Consider the following 24,519-nt stretch of genomic DNA (forward strand, 5'->3'; position numbering starts at 1 on the left):
AAGGGGCTTAAGCCCCTCATCTTATGGATTGATCGTCGGTTCTGAAGATCTTGAAGCTTGAATTTTTGAGCGGATTTCCTCAGTTTTGGTCAACAAATCAGATTGAGGAATTTTATCCTGTTCTCCCGTTTTCAACCATTTTAAATTCACCGTTTGATTTTCAGCTTCCGCATCTCCCAACACTAAACAAGCCACCGCCCCACTGCGATCAGCCCGTTTAAACTGTTTCCCAAACGCACTCCCACTCAAATCAACTTCAACACTAAATTCAGCCTGACGTAATTTTTGAGCTAATATTGTGGCTTGAGGTTCAGCAGATTCCCCGCGAGAAACGATATAAAAATCAAGTTCAGATTGCGGTAAATTCTGGAGTTGCTGCAATAGCAAAATCAACCGTTCTAAACCCATCGCCCAACCCACAGCCGGAGTATCCGGGCCACCGAGTTCTTGAACTAAACCATCATACCGCCCACCTCCACAAACCGTTGCTTGGGCGCCGAGATCATCAGAGATAATTTCAAAAGCGGTATGCGTGTAATAATCCAGCCCCCGAACCAAACGAGGATTGAGGGTATAACTAATCTCTAACCCCGTTAATAATTGCTGTACCTTGTCAAAATGAGTGCGAGATTGTTCACCCAAATAATCCAGAATACTCGGTGCATTTTGAGTAATTTCTTGAGTGCGTTTGTCCTTGCTATCCAATATTCTCAAAGGATTACGAGAAAGACGATCTTGAGAATCAGCATCGAGTTCATCCTTGTAAGGGGTCAGATAATCAATTAACGCTTGACGATAACGCCCCCGATCTTCTAAATCTCCGACCGAATTTAAGTCTAGATGGAGATTTTTTAGACCCAACGCTTGTAAAATATTAGTAGCGATCGCAATCACTTCCACATCAGCACGGGGATTGTTACTTCCGAGAACCTCCACACCTAACTGATGAAATTGGCGCTGTCGTCCGGCTTGGGGGCGTTCATAGCGAAACATTGGCCCAGTATACCAAAGTCGTTGAACACCACCGACATGAAGTTTATTTTCAATATAGCTGCGAACAACCCCTGCGGTGCCTTCTGGACGCAAAGTAATCGAACGATCACCGCGATCGCTAAAGGTGTACATTTCCTTCCCCACCACATCGGTGGCTTCCCCGATCCCCCGTTCAAATAAACTGGTTTGTTCAAAGATCGGTGTGCGAATTTCGAGATAGTTAGCTTTGCCAAGAATTGTCCTAGCAATAGATTCTACCCATTGCCAATATCCCACCTCATCGGGCAGAATATCTCGCGTTCCCCGTATCGCTTGAATTAGTTCCATCTTTACCGTTATCAGTTATCAGTAGGCAACCATGCAACAGGCAAAAGGCAGTTTACAGTTTACAGTTACCAGTTTTGTCAGTTATCAGTAATTAGTGACCAGTCGTTTCTTTTGACTTCTGACTTCTATCTGTTCCCTAAGATTGCAAACTTTGCTCTCGCCGGAAACCGCCGGGCCGCAAGGCAAGCGCTGTTCCCTCTCTTGGTGCGCGTTACGCAGAGCGGATTGAGAATCGCGCCTAGTCGCACCGCTGTTCCCTGTTCCCTATCCCCTGTTCCCTATCCCCTGTAAAACCTCCCATGTCCCATAGCGATCGCCATAATAAGCCAAAATCTGATCGACCTGTTGACGGTTCGCGGAAGTGATATCGTCTTGATATTCTATCCAAAGACTTTCGACTTGGCTGCGTCCGTAGTCAAACGAGGGGGGTTGTGAGGGTTCACTAACACCCTGAATCGGGTTTAAACCAGTTTGAACCCCCTCCACCTGACGCAAATGAGCCGCCACCTCTTGGTAGACGGCGAACGGTAATCGGGGGCATTGGATTTGATAACGCAGTTGTTTGGAATTGGCTGTCTGCATCAACGCTTTTGTGAGTTTAGTTGCTTGACTCCAGGGACATCTGCTGTTCTTTCGCCTGTTCGAGTGGTTTAGGCAAAGTACAACAGTTAAAATTATCCAGACATACTTTACCCGATTTCAACGCCCAACTCACGAGGGCGACTCGATTCTCTGTCTCGGTCTTGGTGAGAATATTGCTGATGTGGTTGTCTACAGTCCGCTTACTGATTTCTAGCTGCTCTGCAATTTCCTGATTCGTCAACCCGGTGGCTATCAGATCAACGACCTGTAATTCCCGATCTGAAAGGGAAACCGGGGTATGAGACTTACTCTGCGTCATAATAATTTCCTATCTCTGCATAATTACCTATTTATAATTCTAAGAGGTGAACTATAAATTAAGAACGAACCGTTAAGTAAGAATTAATTTTTGTTATTTCTAACGTCCCGGATTTCCCTCTCCGATCTTTGTCTCTAAGTACAATTCTCTATGATTATGATCAACCCTGCTCGTGTTCTTTGTATAGGTGAAATTTTATTTGATTGTTTAGCGGACCAAACCGGGCGATCGCTTGAACAGGTTGCATCTTGGACTGCTTATCCGGGGGGCGCTCCGGCGAATGTTGCTTGTGGCTTAGTTAAGCTCGGAATTCCGACGGGTTTTATTGGTGTAGTCGGAATGGATGAAGCGGGGATGCAGCTTGTCCAACTGTTGCGACAGGTTGGGGTTGAAACAACTGGAATTCAGCAATACCCCGCCCCCACTCGAAAGGTGTTTGTCTTGCGTTCAGACGACGGTGAACGGGAGTTTGCAGGGTTTGGAAAGCCTCCGACAAACGAGTTCGCTGATACCCATCTGCAAGCCAGTCAAATCCCGGAAAGCTTATTTGTTGATGCTGATTTTCTGGTTTTAGGGACGATCGCTCTGGCTTATCCTGAATCTCGCCAAGCCTGTATTCAAGCGCTAAAAATGGCTGATCGCTACAATCTGAAAATCTTAGTTGATATTAATTGGCGTCCGGTTTTTTGGTCAAATCCTCTCGATGCACAACGCTTGATTCCTGATTTGCTTAAACAGGTTGATTTTGTGAAAGTTTCAACTGAAGAAGCGAAACTCTTTTTTAATACCACTGATCCGATTTCTATTCACTCTCAATTCGATTCGATTGAAGGGGTGATCATTACAGATGGTCAACAAGGCTGTGCTTATTCTCTGGGAGAATTTCAGGGAAAAATTCCGGCTTTTGCAGTCAATGTTGAGGATACAACGGGTGCGGGTGATGGATTTGTTGCGGGGTTTATTCATCAAATCTATCAGTATGGAATTCGCGGTTTAAATGATCCAGAAACGATTCAAAAAATGATCACCTATGCCAGTGCTGTTGGGGCTTTAACGGTGACTAAACCAGGGGCAATTTCCGCTCAACCGACAGCAGATGAAGTTGAGGTTTTCTTGAAATCAGTCTAAAGAGAAACTCCTCTGCTATAGCGTTTCTCAAGCTGATGAGGCACGGTTTAGAGATCAAAGTCCCCCTTTTGAAGGGGGATTTAGGGGGATTGTTCGTATCTCACCGGATCGATAACCGCTATATTACTCGCTTCTGGAATCCCCCCTTGCCCCCCTTTTTAATGCAGGGCTGTTTCATTCTAAGTTAAAAATTGCCGGGGTTGATGGGGTGAAAGGGTGATGGTGAGTCCACCCCCGTGCGCGGGTTCCCCGCGTTGAGGGGAGTGGCGAACCCGAAGGGGGTGATGGGGAGAGGAGTTTTTTCCGAGGAAAAATAGCTTTTTATTAATAAAAATCCTCCCTACCTCCCTACCTCCCTACCTCCCCACCTCCCCACAAATCAAGTTTTCGGGCAACGAAACGGCCCCCCTTTTTAATGGGGGTTTGGAGAGTGGTCAATCGCTTCAATTCAAAACTTTTTGAATTTCTTGTACAATCTCTGAGGGAGTCTGGGAAATATCTACCCAAATTCCCCCAGTAGGTTCTTCTAAGTCTTCAAATTGACTTTTAAGTAAGTCCGCTTTCATAAAATGATCGTGGCGTTTTTGCATCCGATCTTTAATTAGTTCAAATGATCCTTTCAAATAGACTAATTCCATTTTTTCGGAATCTCGCCACAACATTTGACGATATTTTTCTTTCAAAGCTGAACAGGTTAAAACGACATTTTGATTGTGTTGTAACCATTGATCAATAGCTGTTTGCATTTTTTCTAGCCAAGGCTGACGATCTTCATCGGTTAGCGGAATATTATTCGCCATTTTTTTAATGTTTTCATCGGGATGAAATTCATCCGCATCTCTAAACTGAAAATTGAGACTTTCAGCCAATTTCTCACCGATGGTTGTTTTTCCTGAACCTGAAACGCCCATCACTAAAATAATCATTTTTGTCAACACAATAACAAGTTATTCTGATTATAAATCATTCCTGAGAAATTAGGGTTTAAGGGTGGGTAAACTCAAGGTTGCTTGTACAGGTCGATGATCGCTTTTTTGAGAGGTATCGGGACAATAATCGGCTTCGGGATAGAGGATTTTGGATGAAGCGGATCTCGGCTGAATTTGACTAGAAATAAACACAAAATCTAATACAGTATCATAACGACTACTGCAATGAGTCGCAATGATTTCTTGAGGACGAACCCAAGTCCAGACCTGATTTTCTGTTAATAAATCATAGCCTGGATCACGTTTAGAATCCCCATTTTTGACATCCCAATCAAAGTTATAATCTCCGACTGTAATCATCGGAAGTTGCTGTTTTTGCGCCCATCGATTCAGTAAACGGGCTTGTTCATGGCGACCTTGATCATTCGTTCGATACAAATGATTGACCATAAATAAAAATTCTTGTTGAGTTGATTTGACTTGAAAATGTCCGACTAAAGCCGCCCGGACTGAACCGCCAATATTAATTTGTTTCAATTCCTCAAAGCTAATCAGATTAAATTGATTACTATTGTAAATAATGGCGAGTTTATCCGCTTTTCCTGTGGTTCCTAACACCGACTTAAAATCAGCTTGATTATTGACTTCAATCGCGGTTTCAAAACGATCCACCCAATCCTGATTTTGAACTTCAGAAAATCCCCATAAATCAACCCCTTGAATCGGTTGAATATATTGATCTGCAAGATAATTTGGGTCAGCATCTCCAGATTCAACATTAAAGCCAATCACCGAGAGTTGAGTCACTGACTGACAGCCACCCAGTAGAGTCAAAAGAACAGCAAACAGAGGGATAGATCGAGATTTCATAATAGAGTTTAAAAGAGTGAGAAATATGATACTGTAATAGAGTAGGATTAACCGCAGTCTGGGAGATTTGGCATCATTCAAACAAATCGGGACTGAAGCCAGGAAACTCAGCAAAGTCGAAAAAATCGAGTTGAGTTTATTGTAGTTCTAAATGCAGAAAAATGGGAATTGAAATTGAACGTAAATTTTTGGTCAAAGATGATCGTTGGCGATCGCTAGGAGTCGGGGTACTGTATTGTCAGGGCTATATTTCTAGCGAAAAAGAACGAACTGTGCGCGTTAGATTGATTGGAAATCAAGGGTATTTAACCATAAAAGGGCCTGTTTCTAGTCGAGTTCGATCTGAGTTTGAATATATGATTCCGGTCGAAGATGCAGAAGAAATGTTACAAATATTATGCGATCGTCCGTTTATTGAAAAAAAACGACATAAAATTTCCCTGGGGGATTTGATTTGGGAAGTTGATGAATTTTTGGGAGATAATCAAGGCTTAATTTTAGCTGAAGTTGAATTAAAAGACCCCAATCAAGTGATTGAAATTCCTGACTGGATTGCCGAAGAAGTTTCCCATGATGCTCGTTATTTTAACTCCAATTTAGTTAAAAATCCTTACAGTCAATGGGAGGAAAATAAAACTTAAATTGCAGCAGGAAATAGATATTTATATTATTAAATATTCTGAGGATATAGCAGTTATCGCTCCGGTGAGATACGAACAATCCCCCTAAATCCCCCTTAAAAAGGGGGACTTTGATCCCTAAACTGTACCTCATCAGTTTAAGAAACGCTATATCAATGTATCATCATAAATTAGCTAGGTTTGAATGTTAATCAGGAGAACAAAAACGGTGACAACTGAACAACAAATTAGTCAGCAAGATTTTGAACAACTCAAGTCGGAACTACACGACACCCGCGAGGAACTTGAACGCATTCAGGCGCAGTTTGATGAGGTGTTGGGAGAGTTGGAACAGACTCATTTTCAACTCCATCAAATTCAACAACAGGAACAGTCTTCCTCGGATTCGGTTCAACAGGAGTTGACTGAAACAAAGTCTAAGTTACAGCAAACTGAAGAAGTATTAGAACAGTCTCATACTCAACTCAAAGAGACGATGGAAGTCTTAGAACAATGTCACACGGAGTTACAAGAAACTCGCCAAGCGTTAGCAGAAAAGCAACAACAGTTTGAACAGTCTCAGTCAGAATTTGAACGGGTTTCTCAGGAGTTGGAAAAAACTCAATCTGAGTTAGATAAAATTCAACAAGAGTATGATAAAATTAAAGTAGAGCCAAAACAATCCAAAGAACAGAATTCTATAAGTTCGTTGTCTTTAACCGTGTCTGAGTGGGAGTTATTTTGATGATTCTCAATTTCTCAAAACCCCAAGTCCTATACGCGAGAACTTTATACATTAGACAGAGATTTTAATTTCTGGTGAGTTGAGAGTTTTTAAAAACTGTTTCCAGAGGGGGAGATTGTTAAGTTTAATTGGGTCAAACTGACAGTTATATTCTTGGGAAATGCGAGTAAATCTTTCTATCCAATTAGACAAAGTTTCTACTGTAGAATAGGGACTATAGGAAAGCGAACGTTTTAGCAGTTCAATCATCTGTTCAAATTCACCACTATGATAGCATAAAAAAGCCAACCAAACCCAAGTATTGTAATAGGCTTTTGGTTTTAACGGTTGCATCCAGTTGGGAAGATGAGGACGTTCAAAAAAGCGGTTTAAAATCTGTTCGCAGTCGTTAATTTTTTGAGTAATATTTTCTTCTAAAATCGGACAAAAAACCCCAATATTTTCTAAACAAATTCCCGCATACCCTCGCGAAGACAGATGTAAAACCCTATCCAAAATAGCAGCAGTTGGCGATAGGTTTGTATCGAATTCTCCACAACGTTTTAACGAATTTCGTTCAAACATTATCGAACTTGGATGCAACAATAACCATAAATTCGGTAACATCCAAATATGCAAACCGTGTAAACCTTGACTCCCTTTTAATACGGGTGAAAGAATAGGCGAAGGTTGAATAGAAGTGTGGGACGTTTCCCATCCAGAAAACACCATTTCGACTGAACCCGCTTGTTCTTCAAAACTGTTAATATATTGAGAAATAGCATCCGGTTTGAGAAGACAACCTTCATTCAGAAACAGGATAAATTCTCCTTGGGCGTGGTTTAATCCTGTATTGTAAGCGTCTACGGGATTGGAAAAAGATTGAGGGATGTAGCGAATATTATTTGAGTTTATCGGTTGGTGAATCTGATTAATAACAATAATTTCTAGATTTTTATTCGTTTGATTTTCGATACTTTCTAGAGTATTTTGCAGGTTTTCCGAGTGGTTTAAACCGGGAATAATAACCAAACTGACGCGAGGATTTTCTGAGGGGGATTGAAACGTTAAATAACAAGTTGCATCCGCACTATTTCCCGCAAATGTTCCCCGACTGAGGGCTTTATTGTGTTGGGCTTCTCCCCCGTGAAAGGCTTCCTGTCGCTGTCCTTTTAGGTGTAGATAGTCGTGGTTTTGATGAACTGCGGTTATCACCCGACTGGCGTTGATAACGGGGTAATTTTGGTTGAGGGCTTCCCCCACCATCCAGTTATCCCAACCCGCCCTTCCCACTGCAAATTCGGGTAATTTTGAGAATAAAGGTTTGGGAAATACGAAATAATCTAACGCCCCAATTCCCCCCAAGATTGCGGTTTGTTGAAGGCGATCGCGAAGTTGCTTTTCGACCTCGGAGGTGGTAAAATTAATAGGATGATTAATATCAAGATTCCAACGCCGTCCTAAGATTAAGAATTTTGGCTCTTGGCTGCTAACCTGTTGAACGGTGGGAAGGAAATCATTTAGTAGAATAATGTCGGCGTTAACATAGGCTAAAATTGGGTAAGTGGCGATTTGGTGAACTTGGGCAAAAATATCATTGAGTAGGGGCGTACCTTGAGGCGTACAACGAACGTTAGGAATATGTTTCACCCCGAATTCTTGGGCGACTTCCCGAACACCTTGATCGTTTCCAAACAAGATAATTTCCGGTTGGGGCGAGAGGTTCAACCAACTGGCGATCGCATTGCGTTGTAGAGTGGAAATCTGACCGATAAAGGGTTTGGGAACGGCGAATAGGGTTATTTTTAAAGTGGGTTGAATTTGGGGATAAATCGCAATTTTACTGGAGACAATCATATTGTTTAATTGAGTTTTTTTCTACCAAATATTTTCCAGATTTAACAAAAATCCGGGTAAAATGCGATCGCCGCTGAGAGTTTTAGGATTATCTAAACATTCAACTTTTGTTTGAGGGTGATAGATGTAAACTTGGCGATTTTTCCGGTCTATTAACCATCCGAGAGAAGCACCGTTATCAATATATTCTTGTAGTTTATCTTGCAAAGGTTGTAACGAATCGCTGGGAGGGCGAAGTTCGACAACAAAATCTGGACAAACGGGAGCAAATTTTATCTGTTGTTCTGGGGGAATTTGATTCCATTTTTCTAACGTCATCCAAGCCGCATCCGGTGAACGATTTGCCCCATTTGGCAGCTTGAAACCGGAGGAAGAATCGAAACCAATTCCCGTCCCATTTTCGTCTGTCCAGTTGGCAAGTTGTTGGGAGAGTTTCAAGTTTCGGTTTCCCGTTTCCGAACGTGTGGGCGACATAATCATTAATTCTCCGTGAGCCGTCCGTTCAATATGGTATTCTCGGTTGAGTTGACAGAATTGAAAAAATTGTTCGTCTGTCATTTCCAAAACCGGTTGCATCTGGAGAATAATGGGGGTATTTTCGAGTAGGGTTTCGGTCATGGTTTTAGTCAGGAGCATACACTTAACGATACACGTCCTCAGAGTTTTGGTTCAATGGGTTTGGCGAAGGTTCTTTATTTGAACTGGAAGGAAACTTTTGGGGGACGGTGTGCGTCGGGGTGGAGATGCCGGAATCAAATTTCTGGTTTTGAGTAAATTGTGGTGTCGGAACGTGGTAGGATTTTCTGCGTTGGGCATCTACCCGAAAGTTTTCAGTCGAAAGGTTGTGTGATGGTCAGTAAGTTTCAGGAAGCGAACCAGTTGCAAAGGAGCGGTCAGCTAGAGGAGGCTGTCGGCGCCTATCGTCAGGCTATTGCTGAAAATCCCGATTTTTATTGGTCTTACCACAACTTGGGGGAAACGCTTTGGAAGTTGGGGCGCTTGGATGAGGCGGTTGAGGTGTTTCGTCAGGCGGTGGCGTTGAACCCTTCGGCGGCTTGGTCTCATTTTAATTTGGGTGAGGTGTTGGAACAGCAGGGGAGGACGGAAGAGGCGATCGCGGCTTATCGTCAAGCACTTCAGTTTAATCCTGCTTGGAATGAGGTCAAGGAGAGGTTAGCTGAGTTGTTGTTAACGGTAGGTCGATCTTCATCTTCAGCTAAGGGTGCAAGGGGTTCCACGCTGGAAACTGCCCTGCCAGCAACAACCTCAGCTATGCTACAAAGGTCTCAAGAAAAAATACGGCAGTTCCATAACAAGCATTTGGGCGATCGCTGTGTGATTATTGGTAATGGCCCCAGTTTGAATGAGATGGATTTGTCATTTCTGAAGCATGAGATTTGTTTCGGAACCAACAAGATTTTTTTAGGGTTTGAACGTTGGGAGTTTTCACCCACTTATTATGTAGCTGTTAATCCCTTTGTGATTGAACAAAGTGTTAATGAGATTCGCAAGATATCTTGTCCCAAGTTTATTGGGAATCAGGGGATGTCTTATTTTAGCCCCACCGATGATTTGATTTTTGTAAAGACATCCCCCCCACCAGGTGAGCATTTTAGTAAGCACCCCGATTTGGGATTAAATGAAGGCTGTACGGTGACGTATGTAGCCATGCAGTTGGCTTATTATATGGGGTTTAGTGAGGTTGTTTTGATCGGGGTGGATCATCATTTTGTTACCCAGGGAACTCCACACAATGCGATCGTTTCTGATGGAGATGATCCCAATCATTTTGATCCTCGTTATTTCGGTAAAGGATTAAAATGGCAGTTACCTGATTTGGAAAATTCTGAGAAAAGCTATAAAGTTGCTAGGCAAGTATTTGAGGAAAGTGAGAGAAAAATTATCGATGCGACTGCTAATGGTCGATGTCAAGTTTTTCACAAGCAAGATTATAGATTAATTTTTCAGGGTATATCCGAAAAATCAGTCCAATACAAAAGTCCAGAAAATATAGCAATAATTAATCTGTATACCGCTGCCTTGGATGCTTATAAAAAAGCCCTGAAGACCTCAAATTTTCCTGATTTATTAAACGAATACTATCGCAATCAGGTCTCCTTGATCAGCCAATCACTTGAGCGAGAAAAAAATGAAATTACAGGTAAGAATATTGTATTGACAGCCTGCAATTTTAAATACTTTAGTAGCCTTCTACTATTTCTTGATAGTCTACTGAAAACAAATGCCCATATTGTTGACCATATTCTAATCTTTGACTTTGGGTTAGAGCCTTGGCAGGTGGATATCGTAAGCAGAATACAGAATGTCCATATCTTCAGGCAGACAGAAGAATCATTAATCTCTTATCCTCCATATCAAAGATTTAAGCTTGATGATCCTTCAACCTATTTCTTTAAAGTTTATGGCTTCCATGAAGGGATAATTCATTGTCGAAAATTTCTGGGCTACGAATCATTCAATCTTTTGTGGTGTGATAGCGGAATAAAAATTCGATCTAGCCTAGGTCTAGTCTTTTCAATCATTGAGAATGAATCTTGCTTTTTTGTCGATCATTCTGATGTCAATATCTATTACAAAGGCTCTTCTAATAACTTGGCTAACATTCTATCTCCCAAGCTTTTTCAAGGTAGTTTGCAGATTCCCGTTCCAACAAAACAACAGCTTCTCAAGACCCCGTATATTAAAGCTAACTTTTTCGGTTTTAAGATTGGTAGCAAATACGATATAATGCTCGACCTGCATCGAGACTTATGTTGTATGACCGACATCTTATTCGATCCCAGAAAAATCACTGAAAAAGCTCTCCAAAACCATTGGAAGGCTTTATATGGAAACAATTCTGACTTGACCTACAAGCTGGGTCGCCACGAACAAGCTGTATGGTCTTATCTCGTCGCCTTGAGTAACATCAAAATTAGGCGGTCTTCACCCTTTAACTTTACCATTGCTGCTGGTTCTGGATCAATTGATGCTCATACCTATAAGTCTCGGATGCGAAAAATATTAGAGTCCAGTTTTACAGAATTCAGAGACTCAGTGAAGCAGTTTGTGGTTGAGTATGGAAACAATGATGTTGACTCTTCTGTCTTGGAAAATGATTCTGTTCTTATTGAGAAGTATCTAGATATTTCAAAGGAGGTCTATCTAGACCAAAAGCTTTATCATGGTATTGGATTTCCTGCCCCAAAACAAGCAAAATCGTCTCTTGTTCTCCTTCACCGAGGATCGCTCGCCAAGAACGATCAACATAAGTATGCCGGCCGCCTTCTTAACCACAGCACTAATTTAAAAGATGATATCTTTATTTTACTAGGCAATGGGCCATCTTTGGCAGATGTCGATCTTCACTCTTTAAGCAGTTTCGATACCTTTGGTATGAACGCAGCATACCGAGCTTATGACAAGATCAATTTCTGGCCCAAGTATCTAGGTTGTTTTGATTCTCTTGTTTGTGGACATCATGCCGAGAATTTCAAAAAACTGATTAGAGATTCCCCTATTGAACGGTTTTTCTTCATCAATTTTAACGATGAAGGAAATGAAATTTTTACAGAGCAAGATATATTGTCTTCGCCGAAGTTTCAAAGAATCAGGTTCCAATATAGAACTCCAGAAGAAAAAAAGAGGACAGATATTCTTTCAGTATCATTTGAACGGTTTATAGATATGCGAACTTCAGGTCCTAATGTTATTCAAGTTGCTCTTCTTTTAGGATATCGGAAATTCATCATGCTAGGTGTGGATCAAAACTATACAGAAGTAGTTGATGGCGCTAAAAAAGATAAGCACTTTCAGAAGTTAGTCATGGAAAAGACCCCAGATCGTAATCCTAACTACTGGTTTGCGGACTACCAGCAGAAAGGGGATAAGTTTAATCGGCCAAACCTAACAAAGTCGCAGATTCCATCTTGGAACAACCTCTCTCAAACGCTAGAATGTCTTGGAATTAAAGCGGAGATTTACAATTGCTCACCCGTCACAAAGCTTGAGTGCTTCAAGAAAGCTAGCTTGTCCTTTGCTATCAAAAAACTGTCTAGTTTAAAAACTGAGGGATTAAGTCCTTACCGTTCTCAGCTAGGCAATTCAGAGATATGATGTGTTGTCAACAGATTATTTTTTTACGACTTAATTCTACTCATTAGTCTTTGCTAACTCCTCTCTAATCTTTATTACTCGCTAATCATTATGACTCAACTCAAACTAACAAAAGTTCAGCAGGCGATTGAGGCACAATTCTCGGCACTAAAAACCAGGGATGAAAAAAAGTTCGGTGGTATCCAGGAAACTTGTATAAGAGAAATTTATCGTGTTTGGATGCTCAAACAGGGGAATGTTTGCATAGATATTGGTGCCCATAAAGGACTACATACATTTGCTATGGCTGACAGTGTAGGAACAAAAGGCTTAGTTTTTTCTTACGAAGCTAACAAGTTTTTAGCTAGTTCATTAAAAGAAAGCTGTATCGAGAAAAATCGTCATCATATAAATGTTTATAATTATGCAGTTAGCAACAAACACGGCGAAACTATTACTTTTTATAATAATACCTCTCATCCAGGACAAAGCACGATTGTGCAAGGTTATGGAAAAAACTTTTCTGCTGCTGACACGATGGAAGTTACTAGCGTAACTCTTGATGAGCATTTACTTCCTCAGATCGATAAGCGGGTCTTAAGATTTATAAAGATTGATGCAGAAGGAGCCGAAATTGACATCTTGAAGGGTGCAATCAAGCTTTTAAGCAAGTATAAACCGCTAGTTGCTCTTGAGTTAAGCATCTATTATGTCAAACAACGTGAAAGAGAGTTTTTTGAAGTGTTAGATCGCTGTGGTTATCAATGCTATACTTTGTCTGGTATTCCTATAACGATCAAAACTCTAAATATGGGGTTTAAGTCTGATTGCTATACGATACTTGTATGCTCCAAAAACCACTGGATTAGCGATTTTTGTGCAAACCCTCAAAAGATGGCTCGCTTAATCTGTAGGGTTCTAAATTTAGAATTTACGCCAGATGAGGTTCAGACCGAAAAAATAAATCAGGACGGTTTTAAATATTTTACTGGAAAGGAAGAGATTATTCCTAAGTCCATTATTATAAGTGATTTCGAGAATGTATTAGTACCTTCCAGCGTACCAGAAGTTCCTGGAATGATTTCGCCTCAAGAGTGTAGATATTTGTACCACCTGGCATCAGAACTTTACACAGGTAGTGGTAAGATTGTTGAAGTAGGAACTTGGTTGGGGAAAAGCACTTCATACATTGCAGAAGGAATTAAGCAGAAACATAAATCCCAAAAACTATACTGTTACGATAATTATATATGGATTGATTTTTACAATTCACACCACTCAAAAACTATTTCGGGAACCCCGTTTCTCAATCCAGGTGAAGATTTTCTGCCGCTTTTTAAACAATATCAATTACAGTATCTCGACTTGCTCGAAGTTGTAAAGTGTGACATGGGTGACATAAAATGGACGGGAGGTCCAATAGAGGTTTTGATCTTAGATGCACCAAAAAGGTTTGAGGATCTATGCAAATGTTTAAAAATCTTCCATCCTCACCTTATGGATAACTCTATTATTGTCTTTCAAGACTTCTTTCATTCACCATCATATTCAATTCCGTTTACTCTGGGAATCTTAAAGCCATACATTAATCTTGATGCTGTTGTTATCAATTCATCAATGGCTGTATTTAAGCGAAACAGTATGTTTTCTTCTTTAATGCTAGATTTTGAAATCAACAACTTTAAAGAAAAACCGCATGACCTAGAAATGGTATGGGCTAAGATATTTTCAGGAATGCCAGAGGCTATGATGGGTGCCTTAGCTGTTTCAAAGGCTATGATGCACGAAGACCTAGGTATGCTAGATGAAATATATAGCACTTTTGCCACGATCAGGTTTTCTACTTTTGCGAAGAAAAGAGCTAAATTTCTTTCAAGTGTAGTGTCGTACAAAAGAAAATATCCCTGTGTGTTCCAAGCATTAGCTGAATTTGGGCAAATATGATAGAACTTTTACCATATCGCATTTCTAAGAAAGAGCATAGGCAGTCTAAGAGGCTTACTGTTGTATTTTCTAGCTACCTCTTGACCCATCAAGTTGGGAGTGGAAGCTTTACATATTATAATTATTTTTCTGCTTCCTCAGAGAATTCTGACATCCTTTTGGTTCGAGATCCACTGAACCTTTGGTATATAGAAAAAGTGGAAAACTTGGATTTGGATATAAATGCGCTTTCTATAGAGTCTTTGACTGAGACGCACGAAATGGTTAAATATTCTAGGAGCGAATTCGTCAAGATTCTAGAAGCCCTTCAAGCTGATTATTCGTATGTTACTTTTTTTGGTTCCTCAATGGGAGGATATGGAGCATTACTTTATGCTTCTAAATTGTCTCCTCATCAGGTCGTAGCACTTTGTCCGCAGACGTTTCATGCTAGGGGGTATCCCAGATTTAAGTCTGCACATCAAAAACATACATTTTTTGATATCGCTCAACTCAATTATACAATATCCAAGTTGCATTTATTGGTTGGTGCGGAAAATCTGTATGACATATATCATGCAACGAGAATAAAATCGTCTCTAGAGAGTTTAACTCTTGTTCCTTTGTCATGTCACAATATTCCGCTTTACTTCCACAGGTTAGATAGGTTTCAACTTCTCATCAATTCAGTCACTGACGGTTCATTTGAATCTTATTTAGAAAAACTTCAAAATGGGTACAGGAGTTATCCAACGCTTCAGCAGTATTTGAAAGGCTCGAAAATACAGGGTATTCTTGAGAGTCTGTTTTATAATATTTATATTGATAAAGATTTTCAGTTTGCTGAAAACTTGTTAACAGCAATTATTGAAAGGTTTCCTTGGCAAGCAGGTGCCAAGCGTACTCTTGGACTCCTTTGGTACGAGCAAAACTGTGTAGATGAACGCATTCCTAAAATTCTCACGGATGCACTCAATAGTGCTTATCTAATGGATGATGCGTATGGACCCCTCGCTCACTCATTGGCTTGTCATGGAAAAGTAGATGAAGCCATAGATTGGCTTCAAAAAGGACTAAAGATTAATAAAGTAGCTGTAATGCAATATATAGGTTGCGTTTGCGAATCATTGCCAAAGGATGCTACTAAAGAACGAGATATATTGCAAAATCTCCAATAATGAAGTGATACCACCAGTTTTTCTGCTTATCATCAAATCTCAGAAGAGGAAAAAGAAGGGGGAAGTTCAGGAATACATGGGGCTTGCTGAATAAGTTTAGAAAGTGGTGTGTGTAAGGGTTTGAGAAAAAAATGGCTTTGATTCATTTCAATCAGTCATAATCTGACGTATATCCTATCTTTATTGTATTTAATCTTATTTTGCTTCTATTTGCTCTGTTTTTCTTAAGAATGCAACAGCCCTGCTACAACGCAGAGGCTTTAATCCATTCGTGGTCTATGTTGATATGGATCGTGGTCTGGGTTGATACGGAAAAATTGGTGGCTCTTGTTCATTTAGATCTAATGTATAAAATTCTGTATTAACCTGCTTTTCCAATACACTATTAATACCTGACTCAAGAGTCTTTCTAGTAAAGGCGGCATAATCATAACCACCATAAGGATAATTTGGTTGATCTTGAAAAAAGCCAAGATATTTCGCCTCATGGCTTTTCAAATTATTCAAATCGCTTGTTCTTGTCACAGACTGGCCAAGAATTGCATAAAAACCTGGTTCTTGTTGACAAATGCACTCGCCCAATCGTGAAAACAACCCAAGATTCATTAAACCTCTCATTGCTTCGACACTTGGGACAAAAAAAGTTGTTTTATCGCCATTAATATTGATTCTTGTATTTAAATACATCCCTGCTCGGTTATCATTTTTAACAATCATCGACTGAAGTAAAAATAATCCTTTTTCTTTTAGTACCATTTTTGCTATTTCAACAAGTAAAAACGGATTTATTAAGTGGTACATAAGACCCGCAGAAAAAACGAAATCAAATGAATTTATCCATCGACTTCTATTTTTAATACCTTCTAAACCAAATGTAAAATAGTCAACTTTTTGACCAGAAACCTCAATGGCTGCTCGACATGTTGGAACATCATGCCCATCAACAGCGGCTACATAATCAGCACCTAATTTAGCTAAACCAATGGAAATTAGACCACTTCCCGGTCCTATTTCTAAGCATCTCATGCCACGAAAATCAATTGTATTCAACAAGTACATGCTAGAGTAAAGACTAATATTCGGGTATTTAAAATATTCTCCCTCGCGTCCAATTACTTCAAAATCTCCAAAATCAATAGAATTAAACCATCTTTGTTTTTTAAGGTTCTCAATATTTTGCTTATCATTGGTTGGCATAAAAAAATTCCTTGCAAATATGCAAATAGCTTAGTCACGAAGGGTTTATCATTCTCCAGTTTAGAACTATTCTAGCATCTTTCCTATATCTGAACTTCCCCAACACAAAAAATGATAACGGGGAATGTGTTAAGATTCATACTAAAAGCTCTTCACTCCGTACTCAACCTCGCCGTAGCCCCACCATCAACAACCAAACTCTGACCCGTCATAAAACCTGATCGCCCCCCATCCGCCAAAAAATAAATCGCCTCGGCAATCTCCCCAGGTTGACCCACTCGACCGATGACGTGCTTAGACCCCAATTGTTCCACCAACTCAGCTACGCCCTCTCCCTGCAAATGGCCGCGACTCAGCCCAGCATACAACATCGGGGTCTCCACCGCACCCGGCAAAACCGCATTGACCCGAATCTGATCACCAGCCAACTCAATAGCCAACGCCCTTGTCAAAGCCAGCATTGCTCCTTTACTAGCAGCATAAGCAGCAATATTAGCAGAAGTTGCGATCGCGTGTACAGAACTCACATTCACAATTGCACCTCCCTGCTGTTGCATAAAAGGATAAAGCTGACGCACCGCTAAATAAACCGATCGCACATTCACCGCCATCACCCGATCCCACTCCTCGGGTGTCGTTTCCACTAGAGGTTTGCAAACCTGAATAGCAGCATTATTCACGATCGCATTTAGATTTTCAATCCGTCCCGAAAGCTGATTAGCAATAGATTCCCAAGCCAACGGATCAGATACATCAGCCCGGATATAAAAGTCAACCCCCCCCACCTGATCCGACACCTCACCACAGTCCACCCCGACCACAGACCAGCCATTATTGTGGAATAACTCAGCAGTCGCCGAACCGATTCCCCCTAAAACCCCAGTAATTAAAACAACTTGTTTCATGGCTTAGACGCTATTATAACTACTGCCCCACTGTAAATATCTGTTCTGCCGTCAAGTTTAACTCTGGGAAAGTTGGCGATCGCAGAATATCTTGACCTCTAAATAAGTTGACCCTATATTCCCCATCAACCCAATCATAAATCGAAATGGTCGGTTGCTTCGGATCTCCAATATAACGCCGACCTCCCAAACCCAAGTAATCGACGATCCAATACTCGCCTATCCCTAATTTTTCATATTCTGCCAGCTTAGTTAAATAATCATCTTGCCAATTGGTACTGACTACTTCTACTGCTAATTTAATACTCGTACCTTGAGTAATAGTAGAACGCTTGTTCCACATTGGCTCGTTTTCCATGGCATTATCATCTAATACCATAACGTCGGGAATATAAGCCGACTTATCAGAATCTATGGCTTTAATTAGTCCTTGGCGAGGGATAAAAAATGGCAAATTCAAACGTTTAATTTCTACACCCAGTTCCAAAGCCAGAAAACCAGCTACTTTTTCGTGAGTTCCAGTTGGCTGCATTTTAACGATCGCCCCATCATGCAATTCAAATCGACCCTCATAACCATCCGGATACCAATCCAGAAACTCCTCTAAAGTCAATGAAATTTTCTGTTCTTCTGTCTGGGTCAACATATCTAACCTCCGCTTTCATTGCTCATACAGCCATCTGGACAGGTTTGATGATCGGATTCTCTTTATAACCCTTCTACCCCCAAACCTTGTAACAAATTAGCGATCGCCAACTCATTCACTCGTAAAACAGCTTCTTTGGTATGAGAACTATTATGAGTCCCAAAAATACATTGATCAAACTGACGCAGAGGACTATCCATCGGTAACGGTTCGACTTCAAACACATCTAAAGCCGCCCCCGCTACTTTCCCCAACTTTAAAGCCGCAACCAAAGCTGTTTCATCAATTAACGGTCCCCTGGCGACATTCACCAAACGCACCCCAGGTTTCATCAACTCAAACTGCTGATGACTCAATAAGTGATGGTTTTCTGGGGTCAAATTGCAAGAAAGAGCAATAAAATCAGACTGCTGCAACAGTTCCTCAAAGCTAACAGATTTAACCCCGAATTCAGCCTGAACAGCATCAGGAATTGACCTAATATCATAACCCAGCACCGACATTCCCACTGCCACACCCCGTTTAACAATTCCCCGTCCAATACTCCCCACACCGATCACACCCAAGGTTTTACCCCGTAGGGTCATCCCCGGAATTTGCAGCCATCCTCCCGATCGCACAGACTGATCCAATTTATGTAAGTGTCTTGCTAAAAGAATAATATAGCCCAATGCCACATCAGCCACTTCATCGGAAAAGACATCCGGTGTATTCTTGACCAGGATACCTAATCGGTTTGCTGCATCTCGATCAATCCCATCAACACCAATCCCCCACTTTGCCACAATTTTTAACCGTTTTCCCTTCTCCAAAACTTTAGCCGTAAACGGATCATCTCCCGCAATTACTCCATCAAAACGGTCAATAATCTCTAAAAGTTCAGCTTCACTCAACTGTTGAACTACAGAGGGAACTTCTAACTCAATCCCTTTTTCAACTAATCGTTCTCGATAAATATCTATCGTTTTTTGCAAATGAGGACAAGTAACTAAAACTTTATAAACCATTAAACCTTCTCCCGTTCTTCGTATAGAAATTCTGCGATTTTAAAATCAAGTTCTTCATCAATATCCACCGCTTCTAACCGTTCTATTTCAAACAAAAATGGACGAGTTCCAATCCGATTATGTTGTGATTCTAAAATCTCACGAGTAAAAATGTATAAACAAGAATTTTCTTCGTAAATAGGAGGTAAATCTTGAGTCCTTAATAAAATTGCTGGATTATGATTTACTGCTCTTGCTAAACTATCCCATAGCCTAGTTTGTAGGCGAGTGACTCCAAACAAAGAATCATACATTGGATAGTTATCTAAAAAAGACTGTACAGCTTGAGTAATCGTTTCAGCTTTTAATAAAGGGTTTGTACTATGAGTTTGTAAATAAAAATCTGCATCGATTTGACCCACAGCATTAAGTAAAACATCATTCATCGGAACAGTTCCGGCTCTCAAATGTTCGGGACGCTCCAGTAACTTCACTTGAGGAAAATATTTTGCTGCATCCTCTTGAATCTTCGGACTGTCAGTATCGATTACGACCTCTGTAATCAAGGAACAAGCCAACAGATTTTTGACAATGTAATGATATAATGGCGAACCTGCAAAACTCCGATAATTTTTGCCTGGAACCCGCTCGCTACTGTGACGCATGGGAACCAAAGCAACAATTTTAGCCATTCCCTTTACTCCTCGATTGACATTAACACCGCTCTCGCTGGAGCGCCATCCGAGCCTACTAATTTTAACGGTAAACAGATGAGTTGGTAGACTCCTGGTAGCACATTTGTCAAGTTCAGTCCTTCCACAATAATCACCCCTGCTTTGAGCAAGATTTCATGGGTTAAGGGACTATCATAGAAACGTTGCACCGATAAATAGTCTACCCCAATTAGGCGAATACCGCGATCGACAACCCACTGAGCCGCATCAGCCGTTAAAGCCACAAAGTCTTTCTGAAACTCACTCACCCCATTCTCCCAGAGTTTTGAGTTGCGGGTATGCAACAGCAACCGTGTTGTATTTTCAGGCAACGCCAAAGATTCTAAATCTGTTGCGGTAACAGAGGTAATATTCGGTAAATGGACAACCGTTGTTACCCCAATGAGAACATCCAAGGACAATTGTTCCACTGTAGAACCATCGGTAACAAAGTGCCAAGGAGCATCCACATGAGTCCCCACATGAACATCGGTTTCTAGCTTGGAAACATTGGCTTCATCTCCGTTATCCAAACGCATCGTTTGAAAGAGGTTAAACCCCTCACTTCCAGGCCAAACAGGGATTTGAGGCTGTAAACCCACTGAAATATCAATAATTTTCTGCAACCTGCTTCTCCTTTTGCTGAGTGGTATAGTCGATTAGGCGATCGCAACTTTCTTTAGACTCTGTAAACATCTGGACACGACTCAAACCGTTTGGATAGTAAAATGTCTGCTTAAGCTGGCTTGTAATTTGTCCTTGCTGTCTAAACCCCCGATATGTTCCCCAGAACTGCATAAAACGGAAAACAATAATTTCTCTGAGCTTGTCCCCAATGATTCCATCATGCCAAGCATGATAACAGTCACTTAGCACGTTAGCGGTAAATAACCGAGCAAAGTCCATCAGACGAAATTGCTCTTGAGGAAAAATTGTCTTAAGAGCGATCGCTTCCCGTCGATAGCGGTTAAAGAGCTTACTGGGAACCTCATCGTGAACGTGGACAATTTCAGCTTCAGCAGTATAGGCCATTCTATAACCTAGCTCCATCGCTCGTTTCGCCCAGTCCAAATCTTCTAGTCCAGTCAGTAACTTATTATAGGGTAAACGTTCCCATACAGAGCGGCGAATTGCTGCATTGGCATTGTTGCAGAAGGGATGGTCTTGGTAGAAGTTAGACTGATTGGGAAACCACTTGGCAAAAACTTGATGCTCCGCATACTTTGTTACCTCATTACCTCGTTGTTTACCATAGACTAGGGCAACATTAGGGTCTGAGAACGGACTCAGTAATTGCTCTAGCCAATCCTTGTATAGTGGGTATACATGGGCGCTCGCAATCACAATCACATCCCCGGTAGCAGCACGACAGCCTATGTTTAGCGCTCCTCCAAAGGAAAACTCTTGGGGCGAGATCGATAAAATTTTGACCGGGTAGCGAGAAGCGATGGAAACGGTTGCATCAGTTGAGCCAGAGTCTACTACAATGATCTCTACATCCTTAACAGTTTGCTGAAGGATACCACTGAGTAACCGACCAATGTGCTGTTCCTCATTGAAGCATCTAATTACGATAGAACACTTAATCATGGTTAAATTTAGTAAATTAAAGTTTTCCCAATAACACTAGCATCTCTTTGAGACTTAGTTAAATCTTTTGGAGTTCCCAAAATTTCCAAGATACCGAGCAACCCAACTCAACCTATACTTCTATTTAGAAATATTTTGTCATGTCGATAAAAATTGATCAGTTAATAGCTGCCATAAGTGAAACCGAGTCAAATGGGGTCTTAAAAAAGCTTGATCCAGAAATTTTGTCTGGCTTGTCAGGAGATAAAATTATTGGTACTCTACAAAGATTATGTTGTTTATTTGCAGCAGAGAAAGATACTTGCTATTTAGAAATTGGGGTTTTTCAAGGGTTAACACTTCTATCAACTGCATTGAGCTGTCCTGACATAAAGTGCTATGGCATTGATAATTTTGCCCAATTCGACCCCAAAAAAGAAAACTATTCAATTATCAAAGAACGTCAAAATAAACTGTCTATTAAAAATATCGAATTAATCAACGAAGATTACGAAGATGCCTTGGAAAAACTACCTAAATATATAGGAAAAAGTAAAGTCGGAGTTTATTTTGTTGATGGGCCTCATGATTATCGTAGTCAGTTAATGTGTCTAGAGCTGATCCTACCTTATTTACATGAGAATGCAGTCATTGTAGTAGATGATTGCAATTATCAGCACGTTAGACAAGCTAATCGAGATTTTTTAGTAACTCATCCTGAGTATAAGTTATTGTTTGATGCTTATACACGATGCCATCCAAATCATATGTCTTCAGAAGAAAATTATAGTGTAAGAAAAGGATGGTGGAATGGTATTAATGTGTTAGTTAGAGATATAAAAAATGATTTAAAATTTATGCTGCCACCGACAGAACGAAGTCGAGATATTTTTGAGAATGAACACAAAATACATCCTCACTTCTTAGCAAAACTAGCCCCAGAATTACTTAATATAACTTATATGATGTATGATTGCCACCTTAAAGGAATCGACATTCAAGCCGACAATAGAATAAAAGAATTTTTTAAAAAAATGGATAGCTTATCTAATAGTTATTCAATTTTAGGATATAAATTATACAAACAAATGAATACATTCAGTCAAAACTTATTAACACGATTTAATAGAGATGAAGAAAGACAAATGTATCACCAAAAATATATTAGTTATTTTCAGGAAGGTATAAAATATTTTAAAGAAGGTAGGCTTAAAGAAGCTGAAATAGCCTACCGTAAAGTAACTCAATTTAATCAAAATTCAGCATTGCCTTACTACAATTTGGCAGAAATCTTAACAAAAAAAGGTAAGATAGATGAAGCAATAGCAGCTTACCGAAAAGCTATTGAATTAAAACCAAGAACAGCTTCATTTAACTATAAACTAGCAGACGCTTTAGTTCAAAAAGGAAGTCTAGAAGAAGCTATCAAACATTATCAAAAAGCTTCAGAACTCAATCCCGAGTTTCCTCTGTTTCAGCGCAAGTTAGCAGAAATTATCAAGTTGCATCAGGAAGTTTCAGAACGTCCAACATCAAAATGACCCCAAATGGTTAGTTTTACTCAAGTTCAACCCCAAATCACCCTGGAAGAATTTTTAGAGCTTCCCGAAACCGAACCCGCCAGCGAATACATTGATGGAAAAATAGAGCAAAAGCCAATACCTCAAGGAGAACATAGTACCCTACAAATCCGTTTAGGAACAGTTATTAATCAGGTTGTTTTACCCAAAAAGTTAGCTCATGCTTTTCCCGAGTTACGGTGTACTTTTGGAGGACGTTCTGTTGTACCAGACATCAGCATTTTCACTTGGGATCGCATTCCCAAAACCGAACAGGGAAAAATTGCCAATCGTTTTGAAGTTCATCCAGATTGGGTAATAGAAATATTATCTCCCGAACAGTCTGCCAATCAAGTCATCCGGAAAATCATTTTTTGTATTAATCAAGGCACCCAACTCGGATGGTTAATCGATCCGACAGATGAGTCAGTCATGATATTTCAACCCAATTTATTTCCAGACATTAAATTAGGCGAAGAAATTTTACCCCCCTTAGAGACACTTCAAGACTTACAATTGTCAGCAAAAGAAATGTTTAGTTGGTTGCGTTTTGAGTAAATTTTTCCCCACGTTAAAACCGAATATTATTATCTCTCAAACTGCGATCGCGAAACGTCTCCGAACTCCAATCCCCGCCAAAACTTGACAAAAATGAGTATTTGTGTTATGTAACAGCCCCCTAACTCAAATTCGATTCATACAACAAAGGAACATCCCGCCTCACCCGGTTCAACTCAAAACCACCGATATCAGTTCCCATCAACCGAGAGTCGAAAAACTCCATTAATTGTTCATAATTCCTGACCAGAACTTGAGGCTTATACTTACATCTTTTAAACTGCACCTTCAACTTTTGGCTAACAGACTTACCATATTCTTCAGCTTCCGGGGAAAACTCCTTACCAATTATATAAAGCAAAGGATATTTACCATTCTTAGTGCGTTGCTTGTATCCCTCCACATATTGTCTATCCAAAATCTCATTAATAATCTCAACAGTTACCGTCCCTTTTTTCAACTCCATCAAAATATGTTGGGGGCTTTGGGTTCTAACAACCAGGTCAATAAAACGCTGCTGACCCAGACAATTTACCTCAAACTCCACATAAAAACGCCAGGGTAAATATTCACAAGCCTTAGCCAGATAGAAAGTCAAATCCTTTTGATAATCCTTCTCAAAGCGAGGTCTTCTACCTAAAACCCGGCGACTGGTTTCATCAAAAGGGTACCCCGAGTTCTTCGACTTGCCTTCTGGCGTACTCGTCTTGTTCCTTGCGTCTTTTAACCCAGGCTTGATAGCTGCTGTAGGTTTTCCTGAACCACTCGTCTGTTTGTCTTTCTCTGTAGTAATAAGATTTTGAGTATTTTGGGTCTTCTGGATAGTCATCGTACTCAAAAA

The 24,519-nt window shown here is 40.4% G+C and carries 23 protein-coding genes; 8 read left to right on the forward strand and 15 right to left on the reverse strand.

Annotated features, from left to right (window positions below):
- Positions 1-21: 21 nt before the first annotated feature.
- The 3 genes from hisS to L8106_RS18335 all read right to left on the reverse strand — a co-directional run bounded on the left by hisS (position 22) and on the right by L8106_RS18335 (position 2,221).
- Positions 22-1,320 carry a histidine--tRNA ligase gene (gene hisS, locus L8106_RS18325; RefSeq protein WP_009785892.1) on the reverse strand — a complete coding sequence of 433 codons (1,299 nt, stop codon included), beginning with the start codon at positions 1,318-1,320 and terminating at the stop codon, positions 22-24.
- A gap of 264 nt (positions 1,321-1,584) precedes the next feature.
- Entirely contained in the window at positions 1,585-1,902 is a 318-nt protein-coding gene (locus L8106_RS18330; protein WP_009785893.1) for a hypothetical protein, read from the reverse strand.
- A 16-nt stretch (positions 1,903-1,918) separates the two neighbouring features.
- Positions 1,919-2,221, reverse strand: coding sequence for a response regulator transcription factor (locus L8106_RS18335; protein WP_009785894.1), 303 nt, complete (start codon positions 2,219-2,221; stop codon positions 1,919-1,921).
- Between the two features lie 150 nt (positions 2,222-2,371).
- Here L8106_RS18335 and L8106_RS18340 point away from each other — a divergent pair, with 150 nt between their 5' ends.
- Positions 2,372-3,349 carry a carbohydrate kinase gene (locus L8106_RS18340; protein WP_009785895.1) on the forward strand — a complete coding sequence of 326 codons (978 nt, stop codon included), beginning with the start codon at positions 2,372-2,374 and terminating at the stop codon, positions 3,347-3,349.
- Positions 3,350-3,792: 443 nt separating this feature from the next.
- On the opposite strand, the gene L8106_RS18345 is transcribed toward L8106_RS18340, so the two are convergent.
- Together L8106_RS18345 and L8106_RS18350 are read right to left on the reverse strand one after the other, a co-directional pair.
- Entirely contained in the window at positions 3,793-4,275 is a 483-nt protein-coding gene (locus tag L8106_RS18345) for a gluconokinase (RefSeq protein ID WP_009785896.1), read from the reverse strand.
- A gap of 51 nt (positions 4,276-4,326) precedes the next feature.
- Positions 4,327-5,148 (reverse strand): endonuclease/exonuclease/phosphatase family protein, encoded by an 822-nt coding sequence (locus L8106_RS18350; protein WP_009785897.1) that lies wholly within the window; start codon positions 5,146-5,148, stop codon positions 4,327-4,329.
- Between the two features lie 161 nt (positions 5,149-5,309).
- Here L8106_RS18350 and L8106_RS18355 point away from each other — a divergent pair, with 161 nt between their 5' ends.
- A complete protein-coding gene (locus tag L8106_RS18355) occupies positions 5,310-5,789 on the forward strand; it encodes a CYTH domain-containing protein (RefSeq protein ID WP_009785898.1) in 480 nt (159 codons plus the stop codon).
- A gap of 208 nt (positions 5,790-5,997) precedes the next feature.
- A complete protein-coding gene (locus L8106_RS18360; protein WP_009785899.1) occupies positions 5,998-6,513 on the forward strand; it encodes a hypothetical protein in 516 nt (171 codons plus the stop codon).
- A gap of 51 nt (positions 6,514-6,564) precedes the next feature.
- On the opposite strand, the gene L8106_RS18365 is transcribed toward L8106_RS18360, so the two are convergent.
- Both L8106_RS18365 and L8106_RS18370 read right to left on the reverse strand, forming a co-directional pair.
- A complete protein-coding gene (locus L8106_RS18365) occupies positions 6,565-8,349 on the reverse strand; it encodes a glycosyltransferase family A protein (RefSeq protein WP_009785900.1) in 1,785 nt (594 codons plus the stop codon).
- Positions 8,350-8,370: 21 nt separating this feature from the next.
- The gene (locus L8106_RS18370; RefSeq protein WP_009785901.1) at positions 8,371-8,967 is read right to left on the reverse strand and encodes a Uma2 family endonuclease; all 597 of its coding nucleotides are present in this window, start codon (positions 8,965-8,967) and stop codon (positions 8,371-8,373) included.
- A gap of 162 nt (positions 8,968-9,129) precedes the next feature.
- Here L8106_RS18370 and L8106_RS30785 point away from each other — a divergent pair, with 162 nt between their 5' ends.
- From L8106_RS30785 to L8106_RS18385, 3 genes are all read left to right on the forward strand, one after another.
- The gene (locus L8106_RS30785; RefSeq protein WP_156803739.1) at positions 9,130-12,465 is read left to right on the forward strand and encodes a tetratricopeptide repeat protein; all 3,336 of its coding nucleotides are present in this window, start codon (positions 9,130-9,132) and stop codon (positions 12,463-12,465) included.
- A 90-nt stretch (positions 12,466-12,555) separates the two neighbouring features.
- Positions 12,556-14,388 (forward strand): FkbM family methyltransferase, encoded by a 1,833-nt coding sequence (locus L8106_RS18380; RefSeq protein ID WP_009785903.1) that lies wholly within the window; start codon positions 12,556-12,558, stop codon positions 14,386-14,388.
- Positions 14,385-15,545, forward strand: coding sequence for a tetratricopeptide repeat protein (locus L8106_RS18385; RefSeq protein ID WP_009785904.1), 1,161 nt, complete (start codon positions 14,385-14,387; stop codon positions 15,543-15,545). Before L8106_RS18380 ends, L8106_RS18385 begins: the two co-directional genes overlap by 4 nt.
- 276 nt (positions 15,546-15,821) lie before the next feature.
- On the opposite strand, the gene L8106_RS18390 is transcribed toward L8106_RS18385, so the two are convergent.
- The 7 genes from L8106_RS18390 to L8106_RS18420 form a co-directional block, all read right to left on the reverse strand.
- The gene (locus L8106_RS18390; protein ID WP_009785905.1) at positions 15,822-16,742 is read right to left on the reverse strand and encodes a bifunctional 2-polyprenyl-6-hydroxyphenol methylase/3-demethylubiquinol 3-O-methyltransferase UbiG; all 921 of its coding nucleotides are present in this window, start codon (positions 16,740-16,742) and stop codon (positions 15,822-15,824) included.
- Between the two features lie 152 nt (positions 16,743-16,894).
- Positions 16,895-17,647: an SDR family NAD(P)-dependent oxidoreductase gene (locus L8106_RS18395; RefSeq protein ID WP_009785906.1), complete on the reverse strand. Its 753-nt coding sequence runs from the start codon at positions 17,645-17,647 to the stop codon at positions 16,895-16,897.
- 19 nt (positions 17,648-17,666) lie between these two features.
- Complete coding sequence (locus tag L8106_RS18400; RefSeq protein WP_009785907.1) at positions 17,667-18,293, reverse strand: Uma2 family endonuclease; 627 nt, start codon at positions 18,291-18,293, stop codon at positions 17,667-17,669.
- Between the two features lie 62 nt (positions 18,294-18,355).
- Entirely contained in the window at positions 18,356-19,300 is a 945-nt protein-coding gene (locus L8106_RS18405; protein ID WP_009785908.1) for a phosphoglycerate dehydrogenase, read from the reverse strand.
- Positions 19,300-19,971, reverse strand: a complete 672-nt coding sequence (locus L8106_RS18410) for a cytidylyltransferase domain-containing protein (protein ID WP_009785909.1) — start codon at positions 19,969-19,971, stop codon at positions 19,300-19,302. Before L8106_RS18410 ends, L8106_RS18405 begins: the two co-directional genes overlap by 1 nt.
- A 5-nt stretch (positions 19,972-19,976) precedes the next feature.
- Positions 19,977-20,618, reverse strand: coding sequence for a cyclase family protein (locus L8106_RS18415; protein ID WP_009785910.1), 642 nt, complete (start codon positions 20,616-20,618; stop codon positions 19,977-19,979).
- Complete coding sequence (locus L8106_RS18420; RefSeq protein ID WP_009785911.1) at positions 20,602-21,582, reverse strand: glycosyltransferase family A protein; 981 nt, start codon at positions 21,580-21,582, stop codon at positions 20,602-20,604. Before L8106_RS18420 ends, L8106_RS18415 begins: the two co-directional genes overlap by 17 nt.
- Positions 21,583-21,722: 140 nt before the next feature.
- Here L8106_RS18420 and L8106_RS18425 point away from each other — a divergent pair, with 140 nt between their 5' ends.
- Both L8106_RS18425 and L8106_RS18430 read left to right on the forward strand, forming a co-directional pair.
- Positions 21,723-23,102: a class I SAM-dependent methyltransferase gene (locus L8106_RS18425; RefSeq protein ID WP_009785912.1), complete on the forward strand. Its 1,380-nt coding sequence runs from the start codon at positions 21,723-21,725 to the stop codon at positions 23,100-23,102.
- Between the two features lie 6 nt (positions 23,103-23,108).
- On the forward strand, positions 23,109-23,678 hold the full coding sequence (locus L8106_RS18430; protein ID WP_009785913.1) for a Uma2 family endonuclease: 570 nt from the start codon (positions 23,109-23,111) through the stop codon (positions 23,676-23,678).
- A 121-nt stretch (positions 23,679-23,799) separates the two neighbouring features.
- Here L8106_RS18430 and L8106_RS18435 read toward each other — a convergent pair.
- On the reverse strand, positions 23,800-24,519 hold a 720-nt coding region (locus L8106_RS18435), incomplete at its 5' end, for a hypothetical protein (protein ID WP_009785914.1).

Origin of the sequence: Lyngbya sp. PCC 8106 (genome assembly GCF_000169095.1) — a bacterium.
Lineage (GTDB): Bacteria > Cyanobacteriota > Cyanobacteriia > Cyanobacteriales > Microcoleaceae > Capilliphycus.